Source organism: Enterobacter chinensis, from assembly GCF_034008295.1.
Classification (GTDB): domain Bacteria; phylum Pseudomonadota; class Gammaproteobacteria; order Enterobacterales; family Enterobacteriaceae; genus Enterobacter; species Enterobacter chinensis.
In genome coordinates this window covers 294,700-311,178 of the sequence record NZ_JARDVI010000004.1, presented here as the reverse complement: position 1 = coordinate 311,178, position 16,479 = coordinate 294,700, and the positions used below count along the sequence as shown (strand labels likewise).

12 protein-coding genes are annotated in these 16,479 nt (G+C 56.9%); 7 read left to right on the top strand and 5 right to left on the bottom strand.

Annotated elements, in window-relative coordinates; translation table 11 throughout:
* Nucleotides 1-91: 91 nt before the first annotated feature.
* Complete coding sequence (gene gyrA, locus PYW49_RS14185) at nucleotides 92-2,728, bottom strand: DNA topoisomerase (ATP-hydrolyzing) subunit A (RefSeq protein WP_134347799.1); 2,637 nt, start codon at nucleotides 2,726-2,728, stop codon at nucleotides 92-94.
* A gap of 146 nt (nucleotides 2,729-2,874) precedes the next feature.
* Between gyrA and ubiG the strand changes: the two genes are divergently transcribed.
* The 4 genes from ubiG (at nucleotide 2,875) to yfaE (ending at nucleotide 7,722) form a co-directional block, all read left to right on the top strand.
* Nucleotides 2,875-3,603, top strand: coding sequence for a bifunctional 2-polyprenyl-6-hydroxyphenol methylase/3-demethylubiquinol 3-O-methyltransferase UbiG (ubiG, locus tag PYW49_RS14180; protein ID WP_320386756.1), 729 nt, complete (start codon nucleotides 2,875-2,877; stop codon nucleotides 3,601-3,603).
* A 348-nt stretch (nucleotides 3,604-3,951) separates the two neighbouring features.
* On the top strand, nucleotides 3,952-6,237 hold the full coding sequence (nrdA, locus tag PYW49_RS14175; protein WP_063143748.1) for a class 1a ribonucleoside-diphosphate reductase subunit alpha: 2,286 nt from the start codon (nucleotides 3,952-3,954) through the stop codon (nucleotides 6,235-6,237).
* A gap of 100 nt (nucleotides 6,238-6,337) precedes the next feature.
* The gene (nrdB, locus tag PYW49_RS14170) at nucleotides 6,338-7,468 is read left to right on the top strand and encodes a class Ia ribonucleoside-diphosphate reductase subunit beta (RefSeq protein ID WP_320386755.1); all 1,131 of its coding nucleotides are present in this window, start codon (nucleotides 6,338-6,340) and stop codon (nucleotides 7,466-7,468) included.
* Nucleotides 7,468-7,722 (top strand): class I ribonucleotide reductase maintenance protein YfaE, encoded by a 255-nt coding sequence (yfaE, locus tag PYW49_RS14165; RefSeq protein WP_025757202.1) that lies wholly within the window; start codon nucleotides 7,468-7,470, stop codon nucleotides 7,720-7,722. The genes nrdB and yfaE overlap by 1 nt, the downstream gene beginning before the upstream one ends.
* Nucleotides 7,723-7,805: 83 nt before the next feature.
* Here yfaE and glpQ read toward each other — a convergent pair whose 3' ends face one another.
* Together glpQ and glpT are read right to left on the bottom strand one after the other, a co-directional pair.
* The gene (gene glpQ, locus PYW49_RS14160; protein ID WP_320386754.1) at nucleotides 7,806-8,867 is read right to left on the bottom strand and encodes a glycerophosphodiester phosphodiesterase; all 1,062 of its coding nucleotides are present in this window, start codon (nucleotides 8,865-8,867) and stop codon (nucleotides 7,806-7,808) included.
* 11 nt (nucleotides 8,868-8,878) lie between these two features.
* The gene (gene glpT / locus PYW49_RS14155) at nucleotides 8,879-10,231 is read right to left on the bottom strand and encodes a glycerol-3-phosphate transporter (protein ID WP_320386753.1); all 1,353 of its coding nucleotides are present in this window, start codon (nucleotides 10,229-10,231) and stop codon (nucleotides 8,879-8,881) included.
* A 251-nt stretch (nucleotides 10,232-10,482) separates the two neighbouring features.
* Between glpT and glpA the strand changes: the two genes are divergently transcribed.
* Genes glpA through glpC form a run of 3 tightly spaced genes read left to right on the top strand, consistent with a single transcriptional unit; the run spans nucleotide 10,483 to nucleotide 14,505 of the window.
* Nucleotides 10,483-12,111, top strand: coding sequence for an anaerobic glycerol-3-phosphate dehydrogenase subunit A (gene glpA / locus PYW49_RS14150; protein WP_320386751.1), 1,629 nt, complete (start codon nucleotides 10,483-10,485; stop codon nucleotides 12,109-12,111).
* Entirely contained in the window at nucleotides 12,101-13,318 is a 1,218-nt protein-coding gene (glpB, locus tag PYW49_RS14145) for a glycerol-3-phosphate dehydrogenase subunit GlpB (RefSeq protein ID WP_320386750.1), read from the top strand. The genes glpA and glpB overlap by 11 nt, the downstream gene beginning before the upstream one ends.
* Nucleotides 13,315-14,505, top strand: coding sequence for an anaerobic glycerol-3-phosphate dehydrogenase subunit GlpC (gene glpC, locus PYW49_RS14140; protein ID WP_320386749.1), 1,191 nt, complete (start codon nucleotides 13,315-13,317; stop codon nucleotides 14,503-14,505). Before glpB ends, glpC begins: the two co-directional genes overlap by 4 nt.
* A gap of 33 nt (nucleotides 14,506-14,538) precedes the next feature.
* Here glpC and PYW49_RS14135 read toward each other — a convergent pair whose 3' ends face one another.
* Together PYW49_RS14135 and PYW49_RS14130 are read right to left on the bottom strand one after the other, a co-directional pair.
* Nucleotides 14,539-15,738, bottom strand: a complete 1,200-nt coding sequence (locus PYW49_RS14135) for a nicotinamide mononucleotide deamidase-related protein YfaY (protein WP_134347791.1) — start codon at nucleotides 15,736-15,738, stop codon at nucleotides 14,539-14,541.
* A gap of 93 nt (nucleotides 15,739-15,831) precedes the next feature.
* Entirely contained in the window at nucleotides 15,832-16,371 is a 540-nt protein-coding gene (locus PYW49_RS14130; RefSeq protein ID WP_134347790.1) for a YfaZ family outer membrane protein, read from the bottom strand.
* Nucleotides 16,372-16,479: the final 108 nt, after the last annotated feature.

Below are 16,479 nucleotides of genomic sequence, written 5' to 3'. Positions count from 1 at the left end.
TAGCGGTAAACGCGCCAGGTCGCAACGTTGACTTATCTGCTTCTGCAAAAGAAAAGGGCCGGAATCCGGCCCTTTTTTGTATCAGGAGACATTACTCGTCAGCGTCATCCGCTGCGTCATCGTCGGTGTCGGCTTCCGGTGCGATTTCATCATCACCTTCCGCGACGCTACCGTCGATGGAGTCGAGCTCTTCGTCATCCACTGGCTCAGCAACACGCTGCAGGCCCACCACGTTTTCATCTTCCGCAGTACGGATGAGAATAACGCCCTGGGTGTTACGACCCACCACGCTTATCTCAGAAACGCGGGTACGCACCAGCGTACCGGCATCTGTGATCATCATGATCTGGTCGGCATCGTCCACCTGTACCGCACCAACAACGGAACCGTTGCGCTCGGTAACCTTGATAGAGATAACGCCCTGCGTGCCGCGAGACTTGGTTGGGTACTCCCCTTCCGCCGTACGTTTACCGTAACCATTCTGCGTCACGGTCAGGATTGCCCCTTCACCGCGCGGAATAATCAGAGAAACGACGCTGTCTTCGCCTGCCAGTTTGATACCACGAACGCCCGTAGCGGTACGGCCCATTGCACGGACGGCGTTCTCTTTAAAGCGCACCACTTTACCGGCAGCGGAGAAGAGCATGACTTCATCAGAACCGGAAGTCAGGTCAACGCCAATCAGCTCATCGCCTTCATTCAGGTTCACCGCGATGATCCCCGCAGAACGTGGACGGCTGAATTCAGTCAGTGCAGTTTTCTTCACGGTACCGCTGGCGGTCGCCATAAAGACGTTCACGCCTTCTTCGTATTCGCGTACCGGCAGAATGGCGGTGATACGTTCGTTCGCTTCCAGCGGCAGCAGGTTAACGATTGGACGACCACGCGCACCACGGCTCGCTTCCGGCAGCTGATAGACTTTCATCCAGTACAGACGACCCCGGCTGGAGAAGCAGAGGATCGTGTCATGGGTGTTTGCCACCAGCAGGCGGTCAATAAAGTCTTCTTCTTTAATACGTGCTGCCGATTTACCTTTACCGCCACGACGCTGTGCTTCGTAGTCGGTCAGCGGCTGATACTTCACATAGCCCTGGTGAGACAGGGTAACCACCACGTCTTCGCGGTTGATCAGGTCTTCAATGTTGATATCAGAGCTGTTTGCGGTGATTTCGGTGCGACGCTCATCGCCGAACTGATCGCGGACCAGTTCCAGCTCTTCACGGATCACTTCCATCAGGCGATCTGCGCTACCCAGGATATGCAGCAGCTCGGCAATCTGTTCCAGCAGTTCTTTGTATTCGTCGAGCAGTTTTTCGTGCTCAAGGCCGGTCAGTTTCTGCAGACGCAGATCCAGAATCGCCTGTGCCTGCTGTTCAGTCAGGTAGTACTGACCGTCACGCACGCCAAATTCAGGTTCCAGCCACTCAGGACGCGCAGCATCATCGCCCGCACGTTCGAGCATCGCAGAGACGTTACCCAGCGCCCATGGCCGAGCCACTAACGCTGCTTTCGCTTCCGCAGGGGTTGGTGCACGGCGAATCAGTTCGATAATCGGATCGATGTTAGCCAGTGCGACGGCCAGTGCTTCGAGAATGTGTGCACGGTCACGCGCTTTGCGCAGTTCGAAGATAGTACGACGGGTCACCACTTCACGGCGGTGACGCACGAACGCGCTCAGGATCTCTTTCAGGTTCATGATCTTCGGCTGACCATGGTGCAGCGCAACCATGTTGATACCGAAGGAAACCTGAAGCTGAGTCTGGGAATACAGGTTGTTCAGCACAACCTCACCCACCGCGTCGCGTTTAATCTCAATCACGATGCGCATACCGTCTTTATCAGACTCGTCACGCAGCGCGCTGATACCTTCAACACGTTTTTCTTTTACCAGCTCGGCGATTTTTTCAATCAGACGCGCTTTGTTCACCTGATACGGGATCTCGTGAACAATAATGGTCTCGCGGCCAGTTTTGGCGTCCGCTTCCACTTCGGCGCGGGCACGGATGTAAATCTTGCCGCGACCGGTGCGGTAAGCTTCTTCAATACCACGACGACCGTTGATGATCGCCGCCGTCGGGAAATCCGGACCCGGGATGTGTTCCATCAGCCCTTCAATGCTGATGTCTTCATCGTCGATATAGGCCAGGCAGCCGTTGATCACTTCGGTAATGTTGTGCGGCGGAATGTTGGTTGCCATACCGACCGCGATACCGGACGAACCGTTCACTAACAGGTTCGGGATCTTGGTTGGCATCACATCTGGGATGCGCTCGGTGCCGTCGTAGTTATCGACGAAATCAACGGTCTCTTTTTCCAGGTCGGCCATCAGCTCGTGGGCGATTTTCGACATACGGATTTCCGTATAACGCATCGCCGCTGCGGAGTCGCCGTCAACAGAACCAAAGTTACCCTGACCATCTACCAGCATGTAACGCAAGGAGAATGGCTGCGCCATACGGACGATGGTGTCGTACACGGCGGTATCACCATGCGGGTGATATTTACCGATGACGTCACCCACGACACGGGCAGATTTTTTATAGGCTTTATTCCAGTCATTGCCCAATACGTTCATGGCGTATAGTACGCGACGGTGTACCGGCTTCAGGCCATCGCGGACATCCGGCAGCGCACGGCCAACAATGACCGACATCGCATAGTCCAGATAGGAGCTCTTCAGCTCTTCCTCGATGTTAACCGGTGTAATTTCTCTCGCAAGGTCGCTCATCTAACCGCTATCCCTCTACTGTATCCCGGATTCAAAGGTCGCAAATTATAACACAGCCGAGGTGATTGAGGTAAACCTATACGCTTTATTCACAGGGATTGCCTGATATACTCCTTTGTCTTGCTAAATAAGGAGTAAAAGCGCCCATGAATGCCGAAAAATCCCCGGTGGCTCACAACGTTGACCACGAAGAGATTGCCAAATTTGAAGCGGTGGCGTCCCGCTGGTGGGATCTCGAAGGTGAGTTCAAACCTCTGCACCGCATTAACCCGCTGCGTCTGGGCTATATCGCGGAGCGTTCCGGCGGTCTGTTCGGTAAGAAAGTGCTCGATGTCGGCTGCGGCGGCGGTATCCTGGCTGAGAGCATGGCGCGCGAAGGGGCAAATGTTACTGGCCTGGATATGGGCTTTGAACCGCTGCAGGTTGCCCGCCTTCATGCGCTGGAGTCTGGCATCCAGGTGGAATACGTGCAGGAAACTGTCGAAGAACACGCGGTAAAACATGCCCATCAGTACGATGTGGTAACCTGCATGGAGATGCTGGAGCACGTTCCCGATCCGCAGTCCGTGGTGCACGCCTGTGCAAAACTGGTGAAACCGGGCGGACAGGTCTTCTTCTCGACCATCAACCGCAACGGTAAAGCCTGGCTGATGGCCGTTGTCGGCGCGGAGTATGTACTGCGCATGGTGCCGAAAGGGACGCATGACGTGAAGAAATTCATCAAGCCTGCGGAGCTGTTAAGCTGGGTTGACCAGACGTGGCTCAAAGAGCAACACATCACCGGCCTGCACTACAATCCGCTGACCGATAAATTCAAACTCGCACCGGGCGTAGATGTTAACTATATGTTGCATACCACCGCCAAAAACGACTAACGTCATTCGTTATTCTTATAAAGATTGCGCGACATCATGTTGCGCAATTCTGACCTCCCGTTGAAGAAATCAGCACTCGATCAAATTTTGAATTTTTTTTCTTAATTATTGACATGTCTTCCAGGCCTTACGGTACGAGGACTTAGCCTTTTTTACCCTTTCACAACCTCAATTTAACGTCAAAATCAACCCTTGTGCTGAAAAGATTCGATACTAGAATACTCACCATATAGCGTTTTTCTTATCGCAAACCCCCTATATGTAGTATTTATCCACAGAGTTAGTCACAAGACGGATCTGTGGATAAGCGGGGGATATTTTTTTATTTCACGGACAGGTAAACCCCACATGAATCAGAGTCTGCTGGTGACAAAGCGCGACGGTACCACCGAGCGTATCAATCTGGACAAAATCCATCGAGTTCTCGACTGGGCAGCAGAAGGACTGAACAACGTATCTATCTCCCAGGTTGAACTGCGTTCCCACATCCAGTTCTACGACGGCATCAAAACGTCTGATATTCACGAAACGATCATTAAAGCGGCGGCGGACCTCATCTCCCGCGAAGCACCGGATTATCAGTACCTCGCTGCACGTCTGGCGATTTTCCACCTGCGTAAAAAAGCCTACGGCCAGTTTGAGCCGCCTAAGCTGTACGATCACGTGGTGAAAATGGTCGAGCTGGGCAAATACGACACGCATCTGCTGGAAGACTATACGGAAGAAGAGTTCGAGCAGATGAACGGGTTTATCGATCACTGGCGCGACATGAACTTCTCCTATGCGGCGGTGAAGCAGCTCGAAGGCAAATACCTGGTTCAGAACCGCGTAACCGGTGAGATCTACGAAAGCGCCCAGTTCCTCTATATTCTGGTGGCTGCCTGCCTGTTCTCTAACTATCCGCGCGACACCCGTCTGGAATACGTGAAGCGTTTCTACGATGCGGTATCGACGTTCAAGATTTCTCTGCCTACGCCAATCATGTCTGGCGTGCGCACCCCAACACGTCAGTTCAGCTCCTGCGTACTGATCGAGTGTGGTGACAGCCTGGATTCCATCAACGCCACCTCCAGCGCCATTGTGAAATACGTTTCCCAGCGTGCCGGTATCGGTATCAACGCCGGTCGTATCCGTGCGCTGGGCAGCCCGATTCGCGGCGGTGAAGCGTTCCACACCGGCTGTATCCCGTTCTATAAGCATTTCCAGACGGCAGTAAAATCCTGCTCTCAGGGCGGCGTGCGCGGTGGTGCAGCAACCCTGTTCTACCCAATGTGGCACCTGGAAGTGGAAAGCCTGCTGGTCCTGAAAAACAACCGCGGCGTCGAAGGTAACCGCGTGCGTCACATGGACTACGGCGTGCAGATCAACAAACTGATGTACACCCGTCTGCTAAAAGGTGAAGACATCACCCTGTTCAGCCCGTCCGACGTCCCGGGCCTGTATGACGCGTTCTTCGCCGATCAGGACGAGTTCGAACGTCTGTACACCAAATACGAAAAAGACGACAGCATCCGCAAACAGCGCGTGAAAGCGGTAGACCTGTTCTCCCTGATGATGCAGGAACGTGCCTCTACCGGTCGTATCTACATCCAGAACGTTGACCACTGCAACACCCACAGCCCGTTTGACCCGGTTGTTGCGCCAGTGCGCCAGTCTAACCTGTGCCTGGAGATCGCCCTGCCGACCAAACCGCTGGAAGACGTGAACGACGAAAACGGTGAAATCGCGCTGTGTACGCTGTCCGCGTTCAACCTGGGTGCGATTAAGAGCCTGGACGAGCTGGAAGAGCTGGCCGTGCTGGCCGTACGTGCCCTCGACGCCCTGCTGGATTACCAGGATTACCCAATCCCGGCAGCCAAACGCGGTGCGATGGGCCGCCGTACCCTGGGTATCGGCGTGATCAACTTCGCTTACTGGCTGGCGAAAAACGGCAAGCGTTACTCTGACGGCAGCGCCAACAACCTGACTCACCAGACGTTCGAAGCCATTCAGTACTACCTGATGAAAGCCTCCAACGAGCTGGCGAAAGAGCAAGGCGCGTGCCCGTGGTTCAACGAAACCACCTACGCGAAAGGTATTCTGCCAATCGACACCTACAAGAAAGACCTGGATGCGATTGTCAACGAGCCGCTGCACCTCGACTGGGAAGGGCTGCGCGAGTCCATTAAGACTCACGGCCTGCGTAACTCCACGCTCTCTGCCCTGATGCCGTCCGAGACCTCTTCGCAGATCTCTAACGCCACCAACGGTATTGAGCCACCGCGCGGTCACGTCAGCATTAAAGCATCGAAAGACGGCGTGCTGCGTCAGGTGGTGCCAGATTACGAAACGCTGGGCAACAACTACGAGCTGCTGTGGGAAATGCCTAACAACGACGGTTACCTGCAGCTGGTGGGTATCATGCAGAAGTTTATCGACCAGTCGATCTCTGCCAATACCAACTACGACCCGACGCGCTTCCCGTCCGGCAAGGTTCCAATGCAGCAGTTGCTGAAAGACCTGCTGACCGCGTATAAATTTGGCGTGAAAACCCTGTACTATCACAACACCCGTGATGGTGCGGAAGACGCCCAGGACGACATGGTACCGTCAATTCAGGACGATGGCTGCGAAAGCGGCGCATGTAAGATCTAAGCACTTCGCCGGGTGGCGCTACGCTTACCCGGCCTACGGTTTTGTAGGCCCGGCAAACACAGTGCCGCCGGGCAATAAAATCTCAACAGGACTCACCTCAATGGCATATACCACCTTTTCACAGACGAAAAACGACCAGCTCAAAGAGCCGATGTTCTTCGGCCAGCCGGTCAACGTGGCACGCTACGATCAGCAAAAATATGACATCTTCGAAAAGCTGATTGAAAAGCAACTCTCCTTCTTCTGGCGCCCGGAAGAAGTGGACGTATCCCGCGATCGCATCGATTTTCAGGCGCTGCCGGATCACGAAAAGCATATCTTCCTCAGCAACCTGAAGTACCAGACGCTGCTGGACTCCATTCAGGGCCGTAGCCCGAACGTGGCGCTGTTGCCGCTGATTTCGATTCCTGAGCTGGAAACCTGGGTGGAAACATGGGCGTTCTCGGAGACGATCCACTCCCGTTCTTACACCCATATCATCCGCAATATCGTGAACGATCCGGCGGTGGTGTTTGACGATATCGTCACCAACGAGCAGATCCAGAAGCGTGCTGAAGGTATTGCGCACTATTACGACGAGCTGATCGAGATGACCAGCTACTGGCATCTGCTGGGTGAAGGTACGCACAACGTGAGCGGCAAAACCATCACCGTGAACCTGCGCGCGCTGAAAAAGCAGCTGTACCTGTGCCTGATGAGCGTCAACGCGCTGGAAGCGATCCGCTTCTACGTCAGCTTTGCCTGCTCCTTCGCCTTCGCCGAGCGCAAGCTGATGGAAGGCAATGCTAAAATCATCCGTCTGATTGCCCGCGATGAAGCCCTGCACCTGACCGGCACCCAGCACATGCTGAACCTGCTGCGCAGCGGCGCGGACGACCCGGAAATGGCGGAAATCGCCGAAGAATGCAAACAGGAGTGCTATGACCTGTTCGTGCTGGCCGCTCAGCAGGAGAAAGAGTGGGCAGATTATCTGTTCCGCGACGGCTCCATGATTGGCCTGAACAAAGACATTCTGTGCCAGTACGTTGAGTACATCACCAACATCCGCATGCAGGCTGTTGGCCTCGAGCTGCCGTTCCAGACGCGCTCTAACCCTATCCCGTGGATCAACACCTGGCTGGTGTCCGATAACGTGCAGGTGGCGCCACAGGAAGTGGAAGTGAGTTCGTACCTGGTCGGTCAGATTGATTCTGAAGTCAACACTGACGACCTGAGCGACTTCCAGCTCTGATGACCCGCGTAACGCTGAGCCTTTCGGGTACCGAAGTATTGTGCCAGGAAGAGCACCCTTCCCTGCTGGTGGCGCTTGAAGCGCATCAGGTGGAGGTAGAGTACCAGTGTCGTGAAGGCTATTGCGGCTCCTGCCGCTGCCGCCTGGTCGCAGGCCAGGTGGACTGGTTGACCGAACCGCTGGCCTTTATCAACGAAGGGGAAATTTTGCCCTGCTGCTGCAGGGCAAAAGGCGATATCGAGATCGAGATGTGATTGCGTCGGGTGGCGCTTCGCTTACCCGACCTACAAAACCGCAGTTCGTAGGCCGGGTAAGGCGCAGCCGCCACCCGGCAATTTCAGCGTTTATCCTTCAAAAAGCTCACCGCTTTATCCGGGAAATCCGTAAACAGTCCGTCCACGTCCGCCTGGTTGTACAACACCTCATAAAGCTGATTCACGTCCGCGGCATACGGCGGCAGCTGGTCTGCACGCACCGTGTACGGATGGACCTGCATCTTGCATGCATGTGCCTCTTGCACCATCGCCGTCAGCTTCACGTGGCCCGGCGTGGAACCCTCCGCCACCAGCATGTGGTAATCCGGCCCGATGCCGTCGGCGTACTGCGCAATCTGCTTCATCGCACCCGGCTTAAACATCCAGTCGTAGCTGTAGTTCACCCACTTGCCGTCCGGCTGCTTCTCCTGGGTTTCATTCCAGTCGGTATAGGCAATCAGCTGCACCAGATTGAGGTTCATCCCCCTCTTCGGCTCCAGCTCGGTTTTGATGCGCTTCAGCTCAGCGGCGTCAAAACACTGCAGATAAACCTTGTCCTTCTTGCTGGTGTAGCCGTACTGCTTCAGCACGTCCAGCGTTTTCGCCGCAATGTCTTTCCCTTCCTGATGGTGGAACCACGGCGCTTTGATTTCCGGGTAGATACCAATGTTTTTACCGGTTGAGTGGTTCAGCCCCTGAACAAACTCAATCTCTTCCTGGAAGGTATGGATCCTGAAGTCAGATTTGCCCATCGGGAAACGTCCCGGATAGACCTGCACCTTCTTGCCGTTTTCAATCTCGAAGCCTTCGGTAAACTTCAGGGAGCGGATCTCCGCCAGGGTAAAATCAATGGCGTAGAAACGACCATCTTTGCGGGCGCGGTTTGGGAAACGGTCCGCCACGTCCGTCACGCGGTCAAGATAGTGATCGTGCAGAACGACCAACTGGTCGTCCTTCGTCATCACCAGATCCTGCTCGAGGTAATCCGCGCCCTGCGCATAGGCCATCGCTTTTGCCGGCAGCGTATGCTCGGGCAGATAGCCGCTCGCACCACGGTGGGCAATAACGATTTTATCTGCCGCCAGTGCAGAACCTGTCATCAGGCCCGCCAGCAGCAGGCCGGTTGTTAAGTAAGATAATTTCATGGTAATGCTCCTTATTGACGACGCGCCAGCACTTCCGCATGGTGACGTTTTTCGCCGAACATCACGACAATCAACAGCAGTACCGCCAGCACGCTACCGCCGATCATCACCATAAAGCCACCGTCCCAGCCGAAGAAGTCAACGGTATAGCCCACGATGGCGCTCGCCGCGACCGACCCACCCAGGTAGCCAAACAGACCGGTAAAGCCTGCCGCCGTGCCTGCTGCTTTCTTCGGTGCCAGTTCCAGCGCGTGCAGACCGATCAGCATAACCGGACCATAAATCAGGAAGCCGATGACGATCATACAGGCCATGTCTACTGATGGGTTGCCCGGCGGGTTGAGCCAGTAAACGACGGTCGCGATGGTGACCAGGGTCATAAAGAACACTCCCGTCGCACCGCGGTTACCCCTGAACACTTTGTCCGACATCCAGCCGCAAAGCAGCGTGCCCGGGATCCCCGCATATTCATACAGGAAGTAGGCCCAGGACGATTTATCCAGCGCGAAGTGCTTCACCTCTTTCAGGTAAGTCGGTGACCAGTCCAGAATGCCGTAGCGCAGCAGGTAAACGAACACGTTCGCCACCGCGATGTACCACAGCAGCTTGTTCGGCAGGACGTACTTCATGAAGATCTGTTTTGCGGTCAGCTCTTCTTCATGCTCCTTGCTGTAATCATCCGGATAGTCGTTTTTGTACTCTTCGATCGGCGGCAGACCGCAGGACTGTGGCGTGTCGCGCATCAGCGCAAAAGCAATAATCGCCACCACGATTGCGCCAAAGGCAGGCATATACAGCGCCGCGTGCCAGTCGTTGAACCAGGCCATCCCCAGCAGGAACAGCAGAGGCGGAATACCGCCGCCCACGTTATGCGCGCAGTTCCACACCGACACGATACCGCCACGCTCTTTTTGCGACCACCAGTGCACCATGGTGCGTCCGCACGGTGGCCACCCCATTCCCTGGAACCAGCCGCAAAGGAACAGCAGCACGAACATGACGGCAATGCTGGAGGTTGCCCACGGCACAAAGCCCATAAACAGCATAACCGCTGCCGCCAGGATCAGACCGGCCGGCAGGAACACGCGTGGATTCGAGCGATCGGACACTGAACCCATAATGAATTTTGAAAAACCGTAGGCGATGGAAATACCCGACAGCGCGAACCCCAGATCGCCACGCGAAAAGCCCTGCTCCACCAGATACGGCATAGCGAGCGCAAAGTTTTTACGAACAAGGTAGTACGCCGCGTACCCGAAGAAGATCCCCAGGAAAATTTGCCAACGCAGGCGGCGGTATAGCGGATCAATTTCTGCCTCTGGCAGACGCGCCCGATGCGGCGCAGGTTTGAAGATACTGAGCATGACAGCCTCCGTGGCCTTGAATTGAATGAGCAGGTGGCTCGCACCTGAATTCCAGAGGCGGGGATGTTAAGAAATCACGGTGATTGTTACTGTGAATCAACGCACAGATTGTTACAGAAATATGACAGAATGCGCAAAAAAGCGCATGAAATCACGTTTCACTTTCGAATTTCGCTCGTTTGTGTTCGAAATCAAACAAACCATAGTTTTCATGTGGCTAAATGATAAAAAACGAACACAGAGGGATGACAATGACAATTCACGATCCACGCTATAGCGATGTGATTATCATTGGCGGTGGCGCAACCGGCGCCGGGATCGCACGCGATTGCGCCCTGCGGGGATTAAGCGTCACGCTTCTGGAGCGCCATGACATCGCGACAGGCGCTACCGGCCGCAATCATGGACTGCTTCACAGCGGTGCCCGCTACGCCGTGACGGATGGCGAATCCGCGCGCGAATGTATCGCCGAAAATCAGATCCTTCGGCGTATTGCCCGCCACTGCATTGAACCGACCGACGGTCTGTTTATTACGCTTCCCGAAGACGATCTTGCCTTTCAGTCAACCTTTATTAGCGCCTGCCGTGCGGCGGGGATTCCGGCCGAGGCCATCGACCCGGCCCTCGCGCGTCGCATTGAGCCCTCTGTCAACCCGGCCCTGACGGGCGCGGTAAAAGTGCCTGACGGCACCGTTGACCCTTTCCGCCTGACCGCCGCAAATATGCTGGACGCCCGCGAGCATGGCGCGCGCATTCTGACCGGGCACGAAGTGACCGGGCTTATCCGCGAAGGCCATCGCATTTGCGGCGTACGGGTATTTGACACGCAATACCACGAGCACAGCGAGCTGTTCGCCTCCGTCGTCGTCAATGCCGCGGGGATCTGGGGGCAGCGCATTGCGGAATACGCCGACCTGTCGGTTCGCATGTTCCCGGCGAAAGGCTCCCTGCTGATCCTAGACCACCGCATTAATAACCATGTGATCAACCGCTGCCGAAAACCGTCTGATGCCGATATCCTCGTCCCCGGCGATACCATTTCGTTAATCGGTACGACCTCAACGCACGTGGACTACAGCGAGATTGATTACAACCGCGTGACCGCCGAAGAGGTGGATATCCTGCTGCGCGAAGGGGAAAAACTGGCTCCGGTGATGTCGCAGACCCGGATCCTTCGCGCCTATGCGGGCGTGCGTCCGCTGGTCGCCAGCGATAACGACCCGAGCGGGCGTAACGTCAGCCGCGGCATTGTGCTGCTCGACCATGCTGCGCGTGACGGCCTGGACGGGTTTATCACCATCACCGGCGGCAAGCTGATGACCTATCGCCTGATGGCGGAGTGGGCAACGGATGCCGTCTGCCGCAAGCTGGGCAATACCGAACCGTGCGTAACGGCGGAGCAACCCCTGCCCGGATCGCGGCAGTCCACCGAGAAGACGCTACAAAAAATTATCTCTCTGCCCGCCCCTCTGCGCGGGTCGGCCATCTATCGCCATGGCGACAGGACGCCGGTCTGGCTGGGTGAAGGCCGGCTGAGCCGCAGCCTGGTATGCGAATGCGAAGCCGTGACCGCCGGTGAAGTGCAATACGCGGTGGAGAATCTGACGGTCAATAGCCTGCTCGATCTCCGCCGCCGCACCCGCGTCGGAATGGGGACCTGCCAGGGCGAGCTGTGCGCCTGTCGTGCCGCCGGGCTGCTGCAACGTTTTCATACTACCACCGCCACCCAGTCGCTCGATCAGCTCAGCGCGTTTTTAAACGAGCGCTGGAAAGGCATTCAGCCTGTTGCCTGGGGTGATGCCCTGCGTGAAAGCGAGTTTACCCGCTGGGTCTACCAGGGACTTTGCGGTCTTGAGAAGGAGCAACACGATGAAATTTGATACCGTGATTGTCGGCGGCGGGCTGGCAGGCCTGCTTTGTGGAATCAAACTCACAAAGCAGGGGCTGCGCTGCGCCATTATCACCCGGGGTCAGAGCGCCCTGCACTTCTCGTCGGGCTCGCTGGATCTGGTGGACGATACATACCGCGATAAACTGCCGCCGGAGCACCCGTATCACCTGATCGGCGCGCAGCATATTGACCGCTTTGCCCTCGAAACCGAAGCGCTACTGGCGGACTGCGGCGCACGTCTGAAGGGGAGCGCCCGGCAGAATCATCAGCGCGTCACGCCGCTCGGTACCCTGCGTTCCGCCTGGCTCAGCCCGGAGGAGGTGCCCGTTGCCCCGTTCAGTGCCGCGCGCGTGCGGGTAGTGGGTATTAGCGGTTTTCTTGATTTTCAGCCCCATCTCGCGGCGGCGTCACTTTGTCGCCAGGGCGTTAATGCCGAAACGGCAGAGATAGAGCTGCCCGAGCTTGATGTCCTGCGCGACAACCCGAGCGAGTTTCGCGCGGTGAATATCGCCCGCTTCCTTGATAACGAGGACAAATGGCCGCTGCTGTATGACGCGCTCAGGCCGCTCGGCGAAACCTGCGACGCGCTGTTGATGCCCGCCTGCTTTGGCTTACGCGACAACCGGCTCTGGCGCTGGCTCTCGGATCGTCTGCCCTGCTCGCTCGGCCTGCTGCCAACGCTGCCGCCTTCCGTACCGGGTATTCGACTGCATACCCAGCTGCAGCGCCAGTTTGTTGCGCAGGGCGGCGTGTGGATGGCGGGTGACGAGGTGAAAAAAATCACCCTGACGGACGGAGCGGTAAGCGAAGTATGGACGCGCAACCACGATGATATTCCACTTCGCGCACGCTATACGGTGCTGGCAAGCGGCAGTTTCTTCAGTAATGGACTGCTGAGCAGCCGGGAGGGCATTCGGGAAGCCATTATGGGGCTGGATGTCCGGCAAAGCGCCTCCCGCGCGGACTGGTATCAGAGCGATTTCTTCTCGCCGCAGCCCTGGCAACAGTTCGGCGTGATTGTCGATAACCAGCTACACCCGCAGCTTTCCGGTAAGCCCGTCAGCAATCTCTTTGCCATCGGCTCGCTGCTGGGCGGATACGACCCGATCTCCCAGGGATGCGGGGGCGGCGTCTGCGCCGTCACGGCGCTGTATGTGGCAGAACAGATTAGCCAGCGCACGGAGGCTGAACAATGAACGATACCCGTTTTGAAAGCTGCATTAAATGCACGGTGTGTACCACCGTCTGCCCGGTCAGCGGCGTCAATCCACGCTATCCAGGCCCGAAACAGGCCGGGCCGGACGGCGAGCGTCTGCGCCTGAAGGACGGCAAGCTGTACGACGAGGCGCTGAAATACTGCATCAACTGTAAACGCTGCGAGGTGGCCTGTCCGTCTGATGTCAACATTGGCGATATCATCCAGCGCGCCCGGGCACGCTACAGCACGCAAAAGCCGACGCTGCGCGACGCGATACTGAGCCACACCGATCTGATGGGCAGCCTGTCGACGCCGTTTGCCCCGCTGGTGAATGCCGCGACCTCTCTCAAACCGGTGCGCCAGCTGCTGGATGCCACGCTGAAAATAGACCATCACCGCAGCCTGCCCAAATATTCTCACGGCACCTTCCGCCGCTGGTACAAGTCCGTCGCGGCAGAGCAGGCACAGTTTGCCGATCAGGTAGCCTTTTTCCACGGCTGCTATGTGAACTACAACCACCCGCAGCTGGGCAAAGATCTGCTGAAGGTGCTCAACGCCATGGGAACAGGCGTTCAGCTACTGAATAAAGAGAAGTGCTGCGGCGTACCGCTGATTGCCAACGGGTTTACCGATAAAGCGCGCAGGCAGGCAAAAAGCAACGTCACGTCGCTGCGGGAAGCCATTGTCGACAAGGGTATTCCGGTGCTGGCGACCTCGTCCACCTGCACCTTTACCCTGCGCGACGAGTACCCGCATCTGCTGGACGTGGATAATACCGGCCTGCGCGAGCACATCGAGCTGGCGACGCGTTTCCTGTGGCGCAAACTGGATAGCGGGCAAACGTTGCCGCTGGGGAAACTTCCCCTGAAAGTGGTGTACCACACGCCGTGTCATATGGAAAAAATGGGCTGGTCGATCTATACGCTTGAACTGCTGCGGTTGATTCCTGGCCTTGAGCTGACGGTGCTGGATTCGCGCTGCTGCGGGATTGCAGGAACCTACGGCTTCAAGCGTGAGAACTACGAAACGTCACAGGCGATTGGCGCCCCGCTGTTCCGCCAGATTGAAGAGAGCGGCGCAGATATCGTGGTGACCGACTGCGAAACCTGCAAGTGGCAGATTGAGATGTCCACCAGCAAGCGCTGTGAACATCCAATTACCCTGCTGGCGAAGGCGCTGGGCTAAACGGTGCCGGGGTGAAAGACCCCGGCACGGGTTTTACTCAATAAACAGCGACTCGACAACCTGGATCCAGCCGTGCTCGCTGGCAACCTCTTTGCCATTCAGCCAGCGGCGCAGCATGTTCAACGCCATCATGGCGCAAACCTCCTGACGCACCGCCAGGCTGTGGCGGGTGATGCTCATTTTTACCCGCAGCGCCCAGGTGCCTTCCGGCGTGGCCAGCGCAAAGTTAAGGTATTCCTCGTCCAGCCCCCCGACAAACAGCGCCAGACCGGCAAAATGCTTCACCCTTCTTTCAGAGGCCCAGCGGGCAGTCTGCGCCAGCGTCTCCTGCTGGAACGGTACCACTTCGCTGGCCAGCAGCGGCGCGTTGACGCGCGACAGCTGCAGCGCCAGCAGGCCACCCGTGAACTGCTCGCTTAAGGTCACGCTCAGCTGACGCGACTGCAAATGCTTCGCAATCTGTGCCGGTAGCCCTTCCGTGCCTTCAAAGATCAGGCTTTCGCCCGCCACGCGCTGCACCTCAGGCCAGAGGGCCAGCATCGCCTCTTTCTGCTCGGCCGGGCCTGTAAGCTTGAGTTCAATGATCGGCATGGAGGAGCGATAGCCCATGGACACACCCGGCGGCAGTGAGAGGTGATCGAGGCTCTGGGCCAGATCGCTTTCAGAGCGGCCAAAGGTGGTCAGACGCAGGCAAAGCGGGGGTTCAGGCAGGGTAAAACGATCGCGAAGGCGCGGCAGGATCTGCTGCTCGACCATCACTTTAAATTCTGAGGGCACGCCCGGCGTGAAGAACATCAGGCAGCGGTTCAGCTGCATGGCAAACCCGCACGCGGTACCGACCGGATTATCGACCAGCTCCGCGCTGGCGGGGATTTCAGCCTGCTTGCGGTTGCTGGGGGCCATGATGCGGCCACGTTCGGAGAAAAAGCGCTCCATCTGCGAAAGCCACGCCTCGTGCAGCACCAGCCCTTCGCCTTTGGCAGTCGCAGCGGCCAGGGCGCTGAGATCGTCACTGGTGGGGCCGAGCCCACCGTTCACAATCAGCACGTCACAGTGTTCGCTGCGCTCGCGCAGAACGCTGACCAGTGACTCAAGATTGTCGCCCACCGTATTGCGGCGCGTTAACGGTAATCCTTGCTCAAAGAAAAGATCGGCAAGCCAGGCAGCATTGGTATCAATAATTTGTCCATGCAGCACTTCGTCGCCGGTGGATAACATCTCCACGTTAATCATTATGTTCTCCCGCTTATTTGGTCAAAACACTATAGCGCAAACGCGGGGTGGAGAAGAGAGAAACTGGCGCGACAGAATGCCGCGCCGGAGTGATTAGAAGCCTGCGCTAACGCCCACGTACGGGCCGTCGGCCAGCGCGTTGTCGCGGTTGCCGTCTTTGCCGGCCAGGTTGAGATAACGATAGCCAGCTTCGATGGTAATCGGACGCATGATGGTCCAGCGCGCGCCGGCGTTGGCCTCTTCATAGCTTTCGATACCGCTTGAGAGGGAGTCCGGCGAATAGTAGTACTCACCGAACAGGCCAAAGCTGTCGCCAATTTTCCACTGCAGGCCGCCGCCCACTGCCGCTGCGTACCCTTCGTCACCGTCATTTGGGTTGGTATAGATACCTTTACCGCCGACGGTCGCCAGGAACGGGCCAAGAGGAATGTTAAGACCCAGGCCGAGGCTTGCCGCGTCGCCGTCGTCATCGTTGTGCGTCCAGCCACCGGTCATCGCCAGACCGGAGGTCTCTGTACCCATGCCAAAGCCCAGGTGGGTGTAATCCTGACCCGCCGAACCATTAATGCTAATAGCGTTAGCCGCCGCAGAAACAACCATCAGGCCGAAGCCCATTAATGCCACTTTTTTCATTGTTGCGATCCCGCACATTTTATAAGAAGTCCCAAAACCGCGAGATTTTAACCTGACTCTTCCGGGGATCAAGCACTCTGCGTGCGGCAGGTCGGTAGATTGTAACTA